Source organism: Pseudomonas sp. FG43, assembly GCF_057809175.1.
Genome location: NZ_JBMDJL010000002.1, coordinates 54,620 through 70,444 on the forward strand (window position 1 = coordinate 54,620; position 15,825 = coordinate 70,444).

Below are 15,825 nucleotides of genomic sequence, written 5' to 3' on the forward strand. Positions count from 1 at the left end.
CCTTTGTGTTGCAATGACTTTAGCTGTTGACAATGTGCGCTTTAGAAGTATGGAAACTATTGGTATCAGCTCGATTAAACAGCACGTAATGGTTTTGCATTGATGGGTATCCTTGATACGTTTGAGTGTACCTGAAGAGTTGCAGGCCGAAGCAAACCGGTTCGTCGATGAACTCCTGTATATCGTTACAGCGAGGTTGTGCTGTACATCCCCACCTAGGTGATCGGATAGGTTGGGGCGTGGCCTGCGGGCTGGCTGTCGTGAACCAAGCCTGACCATGCTGGCCTGTCTTGGCCCTGCGGGCTTCCATCCTCACGCCTGCGCGCTCCGCTTGCTTATGGTAAAAATCCTTACAGCGGTGATTTTTTGACCAATTCGGCGTCGCCGGATTTAGTCGTTACCAGTTACGATTCTCCCTCTTTTTTCAAGATGACTTTAGTAGTGCAGCAAATAGCGCAGGTAATCGCGTAGCGTTCTTTCGCGAGCCGGGGACGGCTCATGGATTTGGTTTGAGATGCTCTGGCATCGCAGTTTTTACCTTACTGCAGTAGCCACCGGAGCGAGGCGTACAACATGACCATGGTCGATAATGCTGTCACCTCTATCCAGCTAGGGATGGAGGATTTCCATAACCAAGACCCAAGGAGAGTGCTTTCCGCGATCCGCAATCTGTATGCGGGTTTGCTACTGCTGTTCAAATGCAAGCTGCAGGAACTCAGTCCTCCAGGGTCTGATGAAGTGCTATTGAAGACCGATATCAGTCCAGTCATTAACCCTGAGAGCCAGGCTCTCGTGTGGACTGGGAAGGGCAAGAAGACAGTCGACTACGCGGACATCCGGCTGCGGCTGACCTCTCTAGGCGTGACAGGCATTGATTGGAAGCTGCTCGATAAACTTCAGCAAATTCGTAATTCGATTGAGCACTATTACAGCGTCGTTCCACATTCCCAAATGCAGGAAGCGATCGCGAACGCGTTGCAGCTCATCGTTCAGTTCTGCCAGCCGCATTTGGGAAAAGACCCTGTCAGCCTTCTTGGCCCTGCATGCTGGCAATCGCTGGTGGAGGTTGAGCAGGTGTATGTGCTTCAGCTCAAGGCTTGTGTCGAGTCTTTGGAGAAAATCGATTGGGCATTTCCCGAGCTGGCTGATGCGGTCAAGGATATCCGCTGTCCCGAGTGCGATTCACAGCTGGTCACGGTTGAAGATCCTGACGTCGATGCCGAGTTCCTGGCATTTATCTGTACGGCGTGTCAGGAAGCAAGCAGCTACGAAGCCGTGATGGCGCCTGCCCTTATGGAGTCTCTGGCGGGGGCCAACTATGTCAGCATCAAGGATGGCGGTGACGCCTGCTTAGAGAATTGCAACGATTGTGGAAACGATACTTTTCTGGTTGAGCACGGACAGTGCGGTATCTGCTTCGCTGAACTTGAGTATACGGAGTGTCCTGTTTGTGGGGATGGTCTGGGCGTAGGTGACCAGGAGTTTGGGGGGCTGTGTGCTTACCACCACCACGTTGTGAACAAGGACGACTGATTGTCTCTGCATGGGCACGTCGCCTGAAGGGGCGAGCAAGGAGGCAGCAGGTTTATTATTTAAGAGCGGTTTGATACTGACTCTACTCCGAGTACATTGAATTCACGATGAAAAACAGAGCTGAGCAGATAGATAGTGTTGGATCGAAAGAAAAATCTGAAAAGAAGGACAATGTGCTTTTGCAAACAGCGCTTGGTGCGATCATCACAAGTTGCTTGACTCTTACAGGTACGGCGCTGTTGCAAAAAAGCCAGAATGACAATGCGGAAAATCTAAAATTCCTGGACGGTGCACAATCTGCTGCGCAAGAAACGAGTCGTTTGCTAGTTAAGGGATACTCTGCTCTTGATGAGCTGCGGAGATCATCCACGAGTAAAGGGGTGAGGCAATACCTTGACGGGCCTCATGCGAAATTCCGCGAATTCTATCGGGAATGGCGTCAAAATCTTATCGAGAATCAATTCAAGCTGACCCGGTACTATGGAGGCGATCTTGCTAATAATACAATTCATGTGGATGAGGTAGATAAGGCGCCGGTTGATAATTTAGGCTCATCCAATCCCTGTGCTGCTCCGGGCTCTGATGACAGCTATGATATTAACAAGATCGCGGTGCAGGTAGAGTGCTATGTTAGATTTGCGGCTATTACGCATGATAATATAAATTCTGATAGTTCTGCGGTTGATGGCTCTTTGGTTAGGAATATTGGTCGTATGTCCTCGATTGAAGGAGATCTGAATAACCTCATGAATAACTACGAAGTTTCATACGTGAAAATGCTTCGAAGTTTGGATGACCGTCTGACGCAGCTCGGCGCTAGAAAAGTTGTTGTCGTCGTGCGCCCTGACTCAGCACAAAAGAGCACCGAATCGTACTGAAGGATGGAGGCTGCATCCTCCGATGCGGATTATGGGGAGGGCGGCAGGCGCAAAGAGTTTGCTCTGCGGGAGGTGTGGCGTCCATCCATGGCTGGGCATTGGGGTCGAGCGATTTGGCCCGCTCATGGTGTGGTGGGCTTGCTGAAATGCGAGCTGCTTTACTAAAGCTCATCACGAATTGGTCATTTTGTTTCTGATCCCGGGACGCTCGTTTTGGCTACCAGCCAACTCGGCTTCCTCACTGCTTTTTGTTTTGCTGAGACCAGATTTCGATCAATTGCGAGGAGACTCAAACTCAGTCCATTTTCTTCAAGTGATTGCTGACCGTCTGACGAGCAACCCCCAACCGCCTGGCCGCCTCAGCCTGGCTCAACCCCTCATCAATAAGAGCCTTGATCCGTGCGCGCAGCTCCTCAGCCGCAACCGTTACCGGGTGCGATGTCTTGTGGGGAAGGGAAGGGATTTCGCACTCCAACAGCCCAGTAGCTGTGAGGTCGCCCAGGAGGTGACCCACGACCTGTTGCGGCGTCTGACCTCGCTCCGCAGCGTAAGTCAGTACCAAAAGCGTTAGAGGATCTACGTCCAGTGCCACAGCAATGGAGTGGCTTACGTCGAGAGTCACTGAGCGCTCACCCCGTTCAAGCCGGCTGATGTAGGAACGATCAATAGCATGGCCCAAATCTTCCTGAGAGGCGTCCTGGCGTGCACGCAGGAATTTCAGGGTAGAGCCGTATGCGATGCGGAGCGACATAAGCGTTTCCGGTTAAACGGAACGATATGCTGAATTTGCTTTGTCATACGCAAGTGCCTATAGTCACACAGATTGACGTTGAGTTCTCCGCTTGCTTGCGCGCAGCCCTGTCAGACGGATTTTCTCAATATAGCCATAACCCGACATTTAGCTCTGACGTGCAGAAAACGGGCCTTGGCCCCGCGAGCCACCCTGCGCACCACGTAGCAAACTCCTAAGCCTCGACGCCCATGAAAGTACTGCTCTACTCAGATTTGCATAACGAGTTCGACCGCTTCATCCCGCCGCAGCTGTCGGCAGATGTGGTCATCCTCGCTGGTGACATCGACCTTCAGGCACGCGGTGTTTTGTGGGCAAATGAGACCTTCAAAAGCCAGGTCATCTATTGCGCCGGCAATCATGAGCACTACAAAGGCAACATTAACCGAACAGTCGAGAAGATGAAGGCAGCGGCGGCGCCCCACGTGCACGTCATGGAGAACGAGTCATGGGTTTTCGAGGATGTGAGGTTTCTGGTAGCAACCGGCTGGACGGATTTCTCCAGCACTGGCGATGTGACTGCCGCGTCCATGACCTGCTCCAGGGAAATGAATGACTTCAAGATGATTCGCGCCGATACAAACTACCGTCGGTTGCGGCCGGCCGATGTCATTGCCAAAAACCAGGCCACCCGAGAGTTTCTCTCGCGAAAGCTGAGCCAGCCCTTTCCTGGCCAGACCTTTGTGGTGACCCACCACTGCCCGATTCCAGAGGTCGCGGGGGATGAGCATGATGGTCATGTCAGCGCCGCCTATTACAACAGGTGGCACAGCTTGGCCGAACAGGCGGACTACTGGGCGTTTGGCCACACGCATCACTCGATCGACACGGTGCTTGGTGGCTGCCGATTTTTGTCGAATCAGCGCGGATACCCGGGGGAAGAATGTGGTTTTGATCCTGCGAAAGTTATCGAAGTTTAGCGAGGAAGTATTGCGTGAGTGCTTGTGAACTGATGGAGCGTCCAGCCGCAATTGCGCGAGCCAGCGCTGTCGAGTGGGGCGTCATCGTTGATGCGTACCTGACAGACGCGGCGCGAGTAGGCGATCGTTATGCTGCTCTGGTTTATCACGACCTGTCCGGCGTCATCCCTGATGGGATGACGATTGTTACCCCTCCGATTCGGCCAGTAGTTGAGAGAGACGGCTATCTATTAGTGCGCAGTCTCGATGAGGGAGATCACTACGTGATCGTTTCCACCCTTTCGGAAAGCTATGGGCGATCGGCAGCCCTCGCTAGCCGTGCTGATTTATGAATGGGGATCAGTGTGTCCATTAACAGTAGGGCATCGAGTGTCTGATTAAACGTGGCTGATGATATTCGGATTAAAGCAAGCAGCTAGGTGACGTAACCCCAAAGAATACGTGGGGCCGACACGTGTACCCAATTTGTGTGTGAACAACGGAAATGGTTTTCTCGTAATTAAGGACAGTTATGTCAGATCTCAAGAAGCTTACCCTTACAATCAATAATTCTAATCTGAAGGCCAGTGGCGATTTCGATGCGCTGTACACCATGGTTCGCTGCGAGGACTCGGAGGGGAAAACCTTCCACTTCAAACGTGTCTTAGTGCTCGATTACCTCAAAAACCATGGCGCAATGGTGACTGACAAGCCGCGCACCTGGTTCTACAAACACCTTAGTAAAAAAGAAATTGTCATCGTGGCATTCGAGAAAAGTGACGGTAAGATTGAATACGACCTGGATCATATGAGCCTTATTGCAAGGTCGAGTCTTATCAAGGGCATCATTTATGGCCTGGGCTCTATACCTGGTGGCGTTATTGCAGCGACCGCCACCTTCGGCGTGGGCCTGTTGATCATCCCTGCCGGTCTCTATTACGGCTATCGACATATCTTCAAAGTACCCGCCATGTTGAGTCGCAAGACGCTAGTAAATGATTTGGCGGATTATGGGATTATCGTCAAATAGCAGTTTATTTGGTATCTGCGCGAGGCATGGTGCTCCAGCGTCAAAAGTTGCACGTACCAGGTACCAGCAACGACCCAAGCGTTCGTGTACTACCTGCATTAGCTACGCGTTGAAGTGGAAGGCGTTGAATAAACGCGCGTCTTCCTGTGGAAGATCAGAGGTTCAGGGGATTTTGAGGGCAGGGCATGAGTGAGGATGTAAAACGTGCAATCTTCGATTGGCTAGAGGGCCCAAGCCTCGTTGCAGAAGGGCTGGACGCGACGCTTCCAGACGCGGTCATGCTTGTGAAAGAACGCTTCCCTGATCGCAACTTCTGCATCGTCAGGGAATGGTGCTGGATAGAGTTCTCAGCTTCAGCCTTGATCAAAGAAGGAATGGCAGCTCAAGGAGAACTGCCAGCTCTTTTGCTCGCTAGCGGAATACTGCATGACAGTCGAGATCGGTTCAGACCAGGCAGGGGGGTGCGAACATCGTTTCTGGCCGAGCGGCACGAAGGGCCATTCTTTGTCACCAAAAACACCGTATACGTCCTGCTAGGCTCTGGTAGGCGTAAGCGAGCGCAATTCGATTCTCTGAGCCTGTTGTTCTGATCTCAGAGTGTACGGGGTCTTCTACGAACATCAAAACTATGCTCAACAAGCTTGTAGGCCGAGCGCTCCACCATCCGCAGTCCTCCCTGTATAACCTCAGCCGGCATTGCCGGTATTAATGAAGCATTAGCGTTAGCACCATGGGAAAGGGTAACCGTTGATGCCTTGCCAATGGTTAGCCTTACCAATCTACGATTATTGCGGTGCCGGAGATTTCGCTCGGCCTCAAGCCGTGGCTCCCCTGCCGTGGGAGAGTGGGCGGACTTTGCTCGCATAATGATTCGACTTGTGGTTCGATTCCCATTGTCCGCGCAGCACCCCATTTACGTCTGCGCGCGTTCTCCTGCATGCAAGATGCAAAACGGACTGTCCGACTCGCGATAGGGATCATCAATGAAGCCCAGTATTTCTGAGTTCTCGTATGGCTATGCGGTGACCAACGAAGTGGTGAAGTTCCTGGGGACGTCTATCGCGGCCGCCCCGCAGTTTCCTACGCTGTACGCTGAAGGTCAGGCAGGAGGAGGGTATGACGTCAAGATCGTAGGGGGCAGCCCGATTTTCTTGCAGTTCAAGCTGAGTCACCACATGGTGCGAAGCAATTGCAAGGAATACGGACTCATGGGCGGCCCATACTATCGCTGGCACCTGCATTCGCTCCAGCGCTCAGATCAGCACAACCTGCTCCTTGATCTAGAAAGCAAAGGAAACCTCGTACTCTACACAGCCCCGATGTTCCATGAGGCTGCAGAGCTGAACAGCCATTTCTTGCATGACGGAATCCTGGATAGCTCTGCCGCCTTTGCCCCTTCCGACATTGGGCCACTTCCGGATGAGAAGGATCACTATATGGTCTTCAACAGAGCAGGTGTGGTTCATCGCTGCTCTGAAGACCCCGTTCCGGCAAAATTCCATATCCTGAGTCGATTCCTACAAGATCAGGTGAACAAGCCTGCGACGCGATCGCTGGAAGCCGGAGGGGTAATCAAATTGGGCGATCAGATCGTTGAGGCTGTTAAGGTCGCCAGGTCGCGCCGTAGCCAAGACAGCGTTTCTCGACCATCAGAGATTGATACCGAGGAACTGAGCAAGGTGATCCGAGCACGGCCTTCGCTGGAGACCCTTTCACTGATCTCCCGGACAGTCCTCGACTCTGAACTGCTTGTGATCAACCCTCAGTGGCAACGCACGGCCAAGCACTCACCGTAACCGTTGTGAACACTCTCGACCGTCACGGTGCCCCGGTGAAGGCTCATGATGGTTCTCACGATCGCAAGTCCCAGGCCTGTCCCACCTTCATGCCTGGATCGGCTCGCATGCACCCTGTAGAACCTGTCGAAGAGTCTTGGGAAGTGTATGGGGTCGATGCCTTCACCCGCATTGGTTACCTCGATCTCGACCGATTCCTTGAACTCGGCAACGGCTATGACCACGACGGTGCTGGGCGGACTGTGGCGGATCGCGTTCGACAGCAGGTTCGAGATGGCTCGCTGGATCATGATTCGGTCACCGATCACCAGGCCTGAACTGGTACAGGTGAGCTGTATGTCCTTGTCTTCTGCCTGTAGCGAAAAGAGCTCGATGACCTTCTCGACCTCTTCTGAAAGCTGGACATCGGCTGTCGATCGTAAGGAAGATGGTTGGCTGACGCTGGCCAGGAAAAGCATCTGCGATACCATCTTCGAGAGTCGATCGAGTTCCTCAAGGCATGATTCCAGCGCCTGTCTGTACTCCGAGGAGGGGCGCTCTCGGGCCAGCGTGACTTGGGCCTTACCCATCAGATTATTGATCGGAGAGACGGTGCTGCGCGAGACTGTCACAAGTGTGGGGATGGGCTTGATATCCGCTACGGATCCGTAGTTGATGGTTGGGCTGGATTGAGGAGAGAGTGATACGATTTGGCGGTGCCGAGACGTTACAAGGAAGCGATTTAATGACACTACTGGACAACATCTGGCAAGAGATCCTTATCCAGGAAGACGCTGAGGAACCCATGTTTGTTTGTGTGGCCTGCATTGGCGACACTTGGCTCAAGCAATTGTCTTCTAGACGTTCGCAAGCCCATCTCTGCGCTCGTTGTGGAAAATCAGTGGTGGAGGCACTCACGTCCAGCAAAATTGCAGACACCATCAAAAAACACCTTTCAGATCACTTTGCCATCGACTATGGGCTTCACCCAGGCTACGAGATGGGTCTCAGCCGAATTGTTGGGCTTGCAATCCAGTGTGATTCGAAAGCCGTATGTGATGCGGTGGCAGGCCGACTTATTGATCCGGATGCCGATGAGGAAGACTTTTACTTCGACGGGCAAGAATACTGCTGGGCATCAAGCCCATTTGAGTCTGAAGAGCACGAGCGATGGTGGGTCGAAGGTGATTGGGCACGGATAGCGACTGAGCTTGTGCATGGCCGCAGATTTTTCAATACCAATGCCAGCACATTTTTCGAGTCCCTGATTTTTGAGGCGATGCGAGCCCAGAGCCTCGAAAATGCTGACGTTGCTTCGGTCGTCAAGATTGCCCCGCAAGGCACTCGTTTTTATCGAGCGCGGATCGCTTCTACGCATAGTCAGCTCCTTGCGTTTCAAGATGATCCCGCCAAGCAGCTAGGAGCACCTCCAAAGGAACGCGCGGCCAATAACCGGATGAGTCCTTCGGGCGTGCCGCTGCTTTACGTCGCGGACGACGCCCAGACGGGGATTGCGGAGGTGCGGCCCTCGATTGGCGACAAGGTTGTGGTGGCAGAATTTGTCTCGACTCGACCGTTGGAGTTCTTTGATTTCACGGCACTCACTGCGTTAAAACATCAAGCACTCAGCTGGTTTGAGCCCGGTTATCAGAAGCGAACTGACCGTCGTCTGTTGCTTGAGTATCTCCACGATCTGATCGCCCGGCCCGTGCGCGCGAACGATACGGATTATGTGGTGACTCAAGCGCTAGCTGAGTTCATTCGGTACTATGACAAGCAGAGGTTTGATGGCATCTCGTTCCGCTCAGTCCAGCGAGAGGGTGGCGTCAACTATGTGATTTTCGACAGAAGTCCGCTTGAGTCATTGCAAATTCCTGACTGGGTGCCTCAGTTCGATCTCGTCCCTTCAAAGGATGGTGTGTCGGTCTTTGAAATCGCGGGGGTTGAATTTCGCACGACCAAGCTAGGCGGTTAAGACCTTCCCCGTACCCTGCTCCAGGCTGAGTGCAACCGTACGTACGGGGGAGGGGCACCCCTGTTACCAGGCCTCGAAAGGTGGATTCGACGTTGGTGTGAGGTGGGGGCCGTTGAGTGATGACAAGCGAAAGGGCTTGACGATAATGCAGTGCTTTCCATACCATTCACTTAAGCCTGCATCGGGAAACCCGTAGCAGGTCGACTGAGAGATCGACCGGATTCCGTGAATCTAGGCGCATCTTGAGGGCTCTAGCAGCGCCAATGCGTCAACGGGTAAGGTGGTTCAGTCTGTTGAACGACGTGGCTAGTAGTTAAGGAACCAGGCTGACATGCATTCTTGGATACCCGCCATATGACTAGTATGTGGCGGGATATCCAACATTCTCTTGCCTGGAGTTTTTATGGAAGAATCCCTTTCAGTACCCTCCCTTATTGTCAAATTGGTTGCCCAGTGCTCGCCAGAGCCAGAGTTGGGTGCCCGATTGAAGCAACGCTTGAACCGTGACCTCAAAAAGCTTGGCCATCCGCGCTTCGACGAAAATGAGTTCGGTTATCGGAAATTTGCTGCCTATCTAGAAGGCACGCTTTCGACCCTGATCACTGTTGTTCACCCTAAGTCGTCAGGCGACATCCAGGTTTATTTGAAGGCTTCTCGTCCTGCGACTGAATCAAATGTGAAGCCAGAGAAAGGTTCGGCTCTGCGACTGCGCAGTGACGTTTGGCGCGCCTTCACCAACCCTGATCCGAAGCGATCAAGGTACTACGACCGCGAAACATCTGCGGTGCATCACTTTTCGGAAGAAGACAGCCAGAAAATGCTGCCAGCCCTTGAAAGCAAAGGGGCAGCGTTTGTAGAAATCAAGCGCATAGACAGCGAGACCCAGCTTGGCTGGATGCGTGGATTTCTGGACACTCAAGTGATCGACGTGACTCAACGCCAGAAGCTGACCGAGCTTTTGGCTGATGGCTACTCCAGCCAGGCGAATGCAGAGTTCACCGAGTTGCTGGGGGAACATGAGGATCAGTGGCGCAGATTGCGAACCCACTACATTACAGAGGTCATCAAGGCTTGGGCGATCGCTTCAGGCATTGCGATGGATCAGCTCTTGAAGCCAGCAGTCCCTGCGGTGTTGAAGCCAGCGCCTGTGCCTACTGAGGTGTCAAGCTTGGCCATTGCCCCGCGCCGTCAGGTGGAGCTGCTTCTCGCCAAAATGGATGATTCCGACATTACGGCGTTCGTGATTCCGACGCTGCTCAGTCACCTCCTGGCCGCTTCTCGCATCTGAGAACTAAGGGAAGTACTGATGTCTCACGTCCTCATCATCGGTATCCCTAAAAACATTCGCCAATTTGTGGAAACGCAACTTGGGCGACACGACTTCATCCCTACAATCGTGCCCTGCGATCTGAACAGGAGGGGTGATTTCACAATAGTGCCGAGCGAAGAGGACGCAATCCACGGCCTCTACAATTACTGCGACAATCTTGTCGACTCCTATGCGGATGCAGAAATTCTGGTCTTGCCCTATGCCACCTTCAAGCCGAGCCTCCAGGCAGAGCTGGACGCGTTGGAGCAAATGAACGCGAAAGTCCGCTACGTGGGTGGCCCCGGGACTGGCTGGCCTCAGCTCGTTCCAAGGGTGAAGCCTGATGATCGGTTCTACAACGGAATTCTAAAGTGCCTGATTGACGACCTTGTTGGGGTCGATAACGATGAGCCACCGTCCATTTACGTAAAGTATGTGATTGAAAATTCCCCAAATCTTGTCGTCGTGGATGATGCCCTTGATTTGTGCGATGAGGTGGCTGAGCACCGTTATACCTTCATGCGCGATTGCGTTGATGCGTTGCACGAATTGATCGAGCTCAACGGCGGAAATGGGCGCAAAGATGCTTTTTTTCGCAGTAAAAACCTTGTGCATGCACAAACCGGCGGCATTGAGATCAAGCTGACCATTTCGATAGATGGCCATGATTTAGGGACGTGCACCGTCCACTCACATTTGAGCAAGGGGCAGAAAACTACGGCGATCGCCGCGCCCCGGGTCTACTACCACGATGTCCATCACAATGGTCAGACGTATATCTTCCTTCTGTACATGGGGCCGCACCCCGATATCGACTTGGTGCGCTCATGCCATCACGTTACGGCCAAGGCTGTGGCTTGATTTCAGGTTGTGAGGCTGCAGCCACCCGCATGGGGTCGGCCCTTGTAGCTACCAAACTTCAGGCGTAGGCGCACTGGTCGATCGCCAAGTGTAGTGGTCTAATGAAACCGGACACCCATTTAGGCGAGAATGCTCGCCAGATAGAGGTGTCTGATGACCAAACAACGTCGTTCCTTTTCAGCTGAGTTCAAACGCGAGGCCGCAGCTCTCGTGCTCGATCAAGGCTATAGCCATATCGAGGCCTGCAGGTCGCTTGGGGTGGTCGAGTCCGCGTTGCGTCGCTGGGTGAACCAACTCCAGCAGGAGCGCAGCGGTGTTACTCCTCAAACAAAAGCGCTGACGCCTGAACAGCAAAAGATTCAAGAGTTGGAAGCCCGGATCGCTCGTCTTGAGCGAGAGAAATCCATTTTAAAAAAGGCTACCGCGCTCTTGATGTCGGAAGAGCACGAGCGCACGCGCTGATTGATCAGCTGAGCGCCCAGGAGCCGGTTGATTGGCTTTGCGCAGTCTTTGATGTCACTCGTTCGTGCTACTACGCCCATCGCCTCAGACGTCGAACTCCGGACGTTGAGCGACTTCGGTTGCGCAGCCGAGTCAATGAGCTGTTCACGCAGATTCGAAGCGCCGCCGGCAGCCGCAGTATCGTGTCGATGATGCAGGACGATGGCGAGCAAATCGGACGATTCAAGGTGCGCGGCCTGATGCGGGAGCTGGCGTTAGTCAGCAAACAGCCTGGATCACATGCCTACAAACAAGCGACGGTTGAGCGACCGGATATTCCGAATATCTTGAATCGAGAGTTTGAAGTGCCGGCACCCAATCAGGTCTGGTGTGGCGATATCACCTACATCTGGGCTCAAGGAAAATGGCATTACCTGGCTGTCGTGCTGGATCTCTATGCACGTCGAGTTGTGGGCTGGGCGCTGTCGAGCAAACCGGACACGGACTTGGTGATCAAGGCGTTGGACATGGCTTGCGAACAGCGTGGCCGGCCTCAAGGACTGCTATTCCACTCGGATCAGGGCTCGCAATACGGCAGTCGCCAGTTTCGCCAACGGCTGTGGCGTTACCGCATGCGCCAGAGCATGAGCCGTCGTGGAAACTGTTGGGATAATGCGCCGATGGAGCGCGTGTTTCGCAGTTTGAAAACTGAATGGATACCGACCGTGGGCTACATGACGGCTCAAGAAGCGCACCGAGACATCAGTCATTACCTGATGCATCGGTACAACTGGATTCGACCGCACCAGTTCAACGATGGGCTGGCCCCGGCTCAGGCCGAGAAAAAACTTAACGTCGTGTCCGGGATTAGTTGACCACTACAAAGGGAGGGGGATGCGGGGGCCGCTGAGTGTGATTATGCCGTTCGCGGCAATGCGGCAATGCGGCGAATTTGTTCCAATGTTCTGATCACTCCCCCCGGAGTAGAGGCCGATTTGCCTAGCATCCGGCTCATTGCGACGACTGCGAGCGCTTGGTTGCTCCATCCCTCCGTCAATTAACGGCTCACAGAGAATGTAAAGTTTGCCAGTTTGCAGCCGGCATGCGTTGCGCTGCTTTCACTTCACATACCCAGCTTTTGCCATGTGGTTGCGCGCCTCTAGGGGGAGCGCTGGCGCAGCTGTGCTGAGTTAATCGGATTGATACGGAACTTGTTGAAGGAATTTGTGGCGGGGCAATCTCAGCATAGTGATTGGCAATCAGGGCCGAGCCACGGCCACTTCAATACCTGCATTCTTACTCCACGAACCCACCCAAAAGGTTAAGGCGTTTTTCGCTGAAGACGTCATCACGGAGTAACGAAATGTACCGCATTTCCGTTGACACCGGCGGCACGTTCACTGATGTCGTAGTTACTGACGACATCATCGGTGGCGTGCGTTGACGGGCGGGCATATCTCCGTCCTCGCGACAGGGCTTGCCGTGGTTCTCGTCGTCCTTATCCAGAACGGCATGGTCTTGGTGGAAGTTGATCCTTACTGGGTGGATTTTCTGCTGGGGGCGCTGATCCTGGCCGCCGTGGGGATGAACAGATATCGGGCCGTCAAGGCTCAGAGGGCTCGATAATGAAGCTGACATTGGATCATATTGAAAAACGGTTTCCAGGCGTGGTGGCACTGAAGGGTGCATCCTTTGAAATCCAACCAGGAGAGATTCACGCTTTTCTGGGTGAGAATGGCGCTGGCAAATCTACCCTGATCAAAATAATTACCGGGCTGTACCGACCCGACGGCGGTGAGCTCAAGGTCAACGATCAGCCGGTCAAGTTCACCAAGCCTCAGGATGCACTGAAGGCTGGGATCGGCGCTGTGCACCAGGAACGCAACCTGATCCCTCGGTTTACTGTGGGAGAAAACATCCTCATTGAAAGGTTGCCTCACAAGCTTGGACTCGTTGATTACGATGAACGCTCAGCGCGTTTACCGTGAGCGTCCCGGCATTCACTTTCAGCCTGCTGTCCGGCCAAGGCTGTGATGGATCGTTAACGGGGTCGGTTGGATCGGCGATGGTCACGATCAAATCCCAAACAAGAGGCTTGCTGGCAGCGCTGGTGACTAGGTCATCGAACAAGGCCTGTGGGCTCGCTTGATCTCGGGACTCGACGGGCCATCCGCTGAATGGAAGCCGAGGCTGCCACGACCATCTAACAAACCGTTTCTGATGCTGTTTGTTGGTGAATGCAAAAGCGTTGATGCTGTAGAACGGAGTGCCGGAAAAACTGCGTGACCATGGCGCCTTGTCCGAAGCCTCTATGTATTTCCTTGCCTCTGGATACGCCTCATAAAAAGCCTCGATCTTTGCCGGCACTGGCTGATGCGTAATGGGATCAGGCGCGAAGGCTTCGCCCATTGCAACGAGTCCCTCAACAGAAGCGGTGGGGAAGAATGAGTCATTGATCATGGCCATCCTCCACTCGCCCCCGTCCGGCTGTCTGAACAGCAGCGACATGCTCAGGATGCGAGTGGAATTGTCGGCAGCATGCGGGTCACCGGCACCCAGTGAGAAGCGACCCACCACCGAAGTCTCGCTGTCCGAGAAAATGCGTGCAGACGACAGATCACCTGCCTGTTGCGTAGGCACGAATTGGCCTGTGAAGCACATGCCTTTACCGTGCGCGCGTCTGAATCCGGGTGGAAATGGATTCGGCGCGTCTTGCTCAACAGAGGTCAGAAGCTGATTGGCGGTCAGCCCACGGTGACCAATCCAATCTGCTGACCAGGCAAACGCCAAGCCCAGACCTGCAACTATCGATGCGATGCCCAAGATGGGCATCAGCCGCGACCTTGGCGTTTTTGAGGGGTGAGACACTCAGGATTCTCCACAATAAACAGGCTAAAAGAGCCCTCTGCCAGCCCGGGCATTTACTCAAGGCGAGCGGCGGGCTCATATGTGGAGTACTTTAATAACCCCACCGAAAATTGATAAAAATGAGCTTAAGATTGCTTTAGTGACAATCAGGAGTTGTCAATTGTTGTGATGGACTGCGTGATCTGGCGAGGGGGAACGTCGAGGTTTAGTCGCTACCGCAGACGGTGAGGTAGGACTTCGCCGGTTAGGATCAAAATGCATTGTTCTGGCCACTGGTTTCGGCTGAAAGTAGTTCGCAACCGAAACTTTGATTAGGAGTAGTTTTGTGCTCTTGAGTACGTCGGAGGCGACAGGGAATGTCTAGAGTCGACATCCGGAAGCTGGTGCTGGAATCCACGACCTGGTTCGAGCGGGACTGTCACCCAGCAGTCATCGAGTCTCAGCAAGAAGCGCTCGGACGCTACGGTCGGTTGAACGCCGCCTGCGACTCCCTTGAGTCGTTCATGGGCTTCAGGCCAGTGCATGATGAGGAATCTCTTCGAGCAACTGTCTGCGCGCCGTAGAGAGGTCGCTGAGGCGCTCGCGGCTTTGAACCTTGATGCGCACTCGCGGACGTGGGGGAGGGGATCTACCTAGCGATCCCGTTCTTCAGTCGCTGCTCTGACCTGCAGCCGACCTGGCTCGTCAACCGCACTCAGACGGATATCATCTACATCGGTCGCAAGCTCTACGTTTTTGCAAGCGCCGACGATGAGATCGCTGAGTACGCAAAGCAGGGCTCGGCCTTTGGGGACAGGATCGCCAATGCTTCGAGGATTGCACCGGGCAGCAAGCTGAAAATCGATGACTACTCAATGTCTTTTGATGGCGATTTCGCAGGTACCCACCGAGTAGTGTTGCTGCGCGGCGCTGAGCAGGTCGAGATGCTGGCCTCGATCGGAAAGCTGGCGGGATATCTCTGGGATCGGATGCTCATGGCATTCATCTGCTCAAAGAATTGGTGCCGACGCCTTAGGCCTGTGAGTCCCACACTTGCTGCCTGTTCGAGTCGTAGCGCGGCTGCCACACGAATGGTTAGGTGGGGCTGGTTACAGCAATCTGCAATGCCGTTAAGACATCAGCAGTTTGCAATTGGCATTTGGTTAATGCTTGGGTTTTGATTTCAACAGGCCGACCCGGTCTGAGGCTGCGTAGCCAATCGAATCTGTGATCTGAGCCTGCATGTCTTGAAATGTGCCCTCTAGCGCAGGATGGCGGCCAGCATCGCGCCACTCTTTGAGAACTTCGAGCATCTCGACAGCTTCAGCGATAGTCATTTTGATGTCGCAATACACGCTCTCACTGTCCATTGTCTCCAATCCCCCAATCGTTTCTGTTCGGATCGCTAGGCCTAAAAAGGTAAGCGGCCTGCACGTTAGCCGATCGCCCTTCCGATCGCCTCCGTATGAAGCCTCCTGCACTTAAAA

Annotated in this window: 17 protein-coding genes and 1 pseudogene; 14 read left to right on the forward strand and 4 right to left on the reverse strand. The window is 53.7% G+C overall.

Annotated features, from left to right (window positions below; translation table 11 throughout):
• Positions 1-573 precede the first annotated feature (573 nt).
• Entirely contained in the window at positions 574-1,533 is a 960-nt protein-coding gene (locus ACODS3_RS03065) for a hypothetical protein (RefSeq protein ID WP_489033187.1), read from the forward strand.
• Positions 1,534-1,640: 107 nt separating this feature from the next.
• Positions 1,641-2,411 (forward strand): hypothetical protein, encoded by a 771-nt coding sequence (locus ACODS3_RS03070; RefSeq protein ID WP_489033189.1) that lies wholly within the window; start codon positions 1,641-1,643, stop codon positions 2,409-2,411.
• A 295-nt stretch (positions 2,412-2,706) separates the two neighbouring features.
• Here the strand turns inward: ACODS3_RS03070 and ACODS3_RS03075 are convergent, their stop codons facing one another.
• Positions 2,707-3,162: a helix-turn-helix domain-containing protein gene (locus tag ACODS3_RS03075; protein WP_489033191.1), complete on the reverse strand. Its 456-nt coding sequence runs from the start codon at positions 3,160-3,162 to the stop codon at positions 2,707-2,709.
• 230 nt (positions 3,163-3,392) lie between these two features.
• Between ACODS3_RS03075 and ACODS3_RS03080 the strand changes: the two genes are divergently transcribed.
• From ACODS3_RS03080 to ACODS3_RS03100, 5 genes are all read left to right on the forward strand, one after another.
• Positions 3,393-4,121 (forward strand): metallophosphoesterase, encoded by a 729-nt coding sequence (locus tag ACODS3_RS03080; protein ID WP_489033193.1) that lies wholly within the window; start codon positions 3,393-3,395, stop codon positions 4,119-4,121.
• A gap of 14 nt (positions 4,122-4,135) precedes the next feature.
• Positions 4,136-4,453, forward strand: a complete 318-nt coding sequence (locus ACODS3_RS03085) for a hypothetical protein (protein ID WP_489033195.1) — start codon at positions 4,136-4,138, stop codon at positions 4,451-4,453.
• A 179-nt stretch (positions 4,454-4,632) separates the two neighbouring features.
• The gene (locus ACODS3_RS03090) at positions 4,633-5,130 is read left to right on the forward strand and encodes a hypothetical protein (protein ID WP_489033197.1); all 498 of its coding nucleotides are present in this window, start codon (positions 4,633-4,635) and stop codon (positions 5,128-5,130) included.
• A 185-nt stretch (positions 5,131-5,315) separates the two neighbouring features.
• Positions 5,316-5,720, forward strand: coding sequence for a DUF6957 family protein (locus tag ACODS3_RS03095; protein WP_489033199.1), 405 nt, complete (start codon positions 5,316-5,318; stop codon positions 5,718-5,720).
• A gap of 393 nt (positions 5,721-6,113) precedes the next feature.
• On the forward strand, positions 6,114-6,926 hold the full coding sequence (locus ACODS3_RS03100; protein ID WP_489033201.1) for a hypothetical protein: 813 nt from the start codon (positions 6,114-6,116) through the stop codon (positions 6,924-6,926).
• On the opposite strand, the pseudogene ACODS3_RS03105 reads toward ACODS3_RS03100, so the two are convergent.
• Positions 6,893-7,513, reverse strand: a pseudogene (locus tag ACODS3_RS03105) (ATP-binding protein); the annotation flags it as partial. The gene ACODS3_RS03100 and the pseudogene ACODS3_RS03105 overlap by 34 nt on opposite strands.
• A 137-nt stretch (positions 7,514-7,650) precedes the next feature.
• Between ACODS3_RS03105 and ACODS3_RS03110 the strand changes: the two are divergent.
• From ACODS3_RS03110 to ACODS3_RS03135, 6 genes are all read left to right on the forward strand, one after another.
• Positions 7,651-8,880 carry an RES family NAD+ phosphorylase gene (locus ACODS3_RS03110; RefSeq protein ID WP_489033203.1) on the forward strand — a complete coding sequence of 410 codons (1,230 nt, stop codon included), beginning with the start codon at positions 7,651-7,653 and terminating at the stop codon, positions 8,878-8,880.
• Between the two features lie 403 nt (positions 8,881-9,283).
• Positions 9,284-10,168, forward strand: coding sequence for a UPF0158 family protein (locus tag ACODS3_RS03115; protein WP_489033205.1), 885 nt, complete (start codon positions 9,284-9,286; stop codon positions 10,166-10,168).
• Between the two features lie 18 nt (positions 10,169-10,186).
• Positions 10,187-11,050, forward strand: a complete 864-nt coding sequence (locus ACODS3_RS03120; RefSeq protein ID WP_489033206.1) for a hypothetical protein — start codon at positions 10,187-10,189, stop codon at positions 11,048-11,050.
• A 153-nt stretch (positions 11,051-11,203) separates the two neighbouring features.
• Positions 11,204-12,366, forward strand: a protein-coding gene (locus tag ACODS3_RS03125) for an IS3 family transposase (RefSeq protein ID WP_489033208.1) whose coding sequence is annotated in 2 segments (ribosomal slippage) — positions 11,204-11,459 and positions 11,459-12,366 — 1,164 coding nt in all. Because the reading frame shifts where the segments join, the coding sequence is not laid out codon by codon here.
• A gap of 607 nt (positions 12,367-12,973) precedes the next feature.
• Positions 12,974-13,117: a hypothetical protein gene (locus tag ACODS3_RS03130; protein WP_489033210.1), complete on the forward strand. Its 144-nt coding sequence runs from the start codon at positions 12,974-12,976 to the stop codon at positions 13,115-13,117.
• The gene (locus ACODS3_RS03135) at positions 13,117-13,479 is read left to right on the forward strand and encodes an ATP-binding cassette domain-containing protein (RefSeq protein WP_489033212.1); all 363 of its coding nucleotides are present in this window, start codon (positions 13,117-13,119) and stop codon (positions 13,477-13,479) included. The genes ACODS3_RS03130 and ACODS3_RS03135 overlap by 1 nt, the downstream gene beginning before the upstream one ends.
• Here the strand turns inward: ACODS3_RS03135 and ACODS3_RS03140 are convergent.
• On the reverse strand, positions 13,412-14,323 hold the full coding sequence (locus tag ACODS3_RS03140) for a catalase (RefSeq protein ID WP_489033214.1): 912 nt from the start codon (positions 14,321-14,323) through the stop codon (positions 13,412-13,414). The genes ACODS3_RS03135 and ACODS3_RS03140 overlap by 68 nt on opposite strands.
• Positions 14,324-14,973: 650 nt before the next feature.
• Here ACODS3_RS03140 and ACODS3_RS03145 point away from each other — a divergent pair.
• Positions 14,974-15,519, forward strand: coding sequence for a hypothetical protein (locus ACODS3_RS03145; RefSeq protein WP_489033216.1), 546 nt, complete (start codon positions 14,974-14,976; stop codon positions 15,517-15,519).
• Here ACODS3_RS03145 and ACODS3_RS03150 read toward each other — a convergent pair.
• Positions 15,502-15,708, reverse strand: coding sequence for a hypothetical protein (locus ACODS3_RS03150; RefSeq protein ID WP_489033218.1), 207 nt, complete (start codon positions 15,706-15,708; stop codon positions 15,502-15,504). The genes ACODS3_RS03145 and ACODS3_RS03150 overlap by 18 nt on opposite strands.
• Positions 15,709-15,825: the final 117 nt, after the last annotated feature.

Coding starts and splice junctions, on each gene's coding strand:
- ACODS3_RS03065 (WP_489033187.1), top strand. CDS start 574: ATGACCATGGTCGATAATGCTGTCACCTCTATCCAGCTAGGGATGGAG.
- ACODS3_RS03070 (WP_489033189.1), top strand. CDS start 1,641: ATGAAAAACAGAGCTGAGCAGATAGATAGTGTTGGATCGAAAGAAAAA.
- ACODS3_RS03075 (WP_489033191.1), bottom strand. CDS start 3,162: ATGTCGCTCCGCATCGCATACGGCTCTACCCTGAAATTCCTGCGTGCA.
- ACODS3_RS03080 (WP_489033193.1), top strand. CDS start 3,393: ATGAAAGTACTGCTCTACTCAGATTTGCATAACGAGTTCGACCGCTTC.
- ACODS3_RS03090 (WP_489033197.1), top strand. CDS start 4,633: ATGTCAGATCTCAAGAAGCTTACCCTTACAATCAATAATTCTAATCTG.
- ACODS3_RS03095 (WP_489033199.1), top strand. CDS start 5,316: ATGAGTGAGGATGTAAAACGTGCAATCTTCGATTGGCTAGAGGGCCCA.
- ACODS3_RS03100 (WP_489033201.1), top strand. CDS start 6,114: ATGAAGCCCAGTATTTCTGAGTTCTCGTATGGCTATGCGGTGACCAAC.
- ACODS3_RS03110 (WP_489033203.1), top strand. CDS start 7,651: ATGACACTACTGGACAACATCTGGCAAGAGATCCTTATCCAGGAAGAC.
- ACODS3_RS03115 (WP_489033205.1), top strand. CDS start 9,284: ATGGAAGAATCCCTTTCAGTACCCTCCCTTATTGTCAAATTGGTTGCC.
- ACODS3_RS03120 (WP_489033206.1), top strand. CDS start 10,187: ATGTCTCACGTCCTCATCATCGGTATCCCTAAAAACATTCGCCAATTT.
- ACODS3_RS03135 (WP_489033212.1), top strand. CDS start 13,117: ATGAAGCTGACATTGGATCATATTGAAAAACGGTTTCCAGGCGTGGTG.
- ACODS3_RS03140 (WP_489033214.1), bottom strand. CDS start 14,323: ATGCCCATCTTGGGCATCGCATCGATAGTTGCAGGTCTGGGCTTGGCG.
- ACODS3_RS03150 (WP_489033218.1), bottom strand. CDS start 15,708: ATGGACAGTGAGAGCGTGTATTGCGACATCAAAATGACTATCGCTGAA.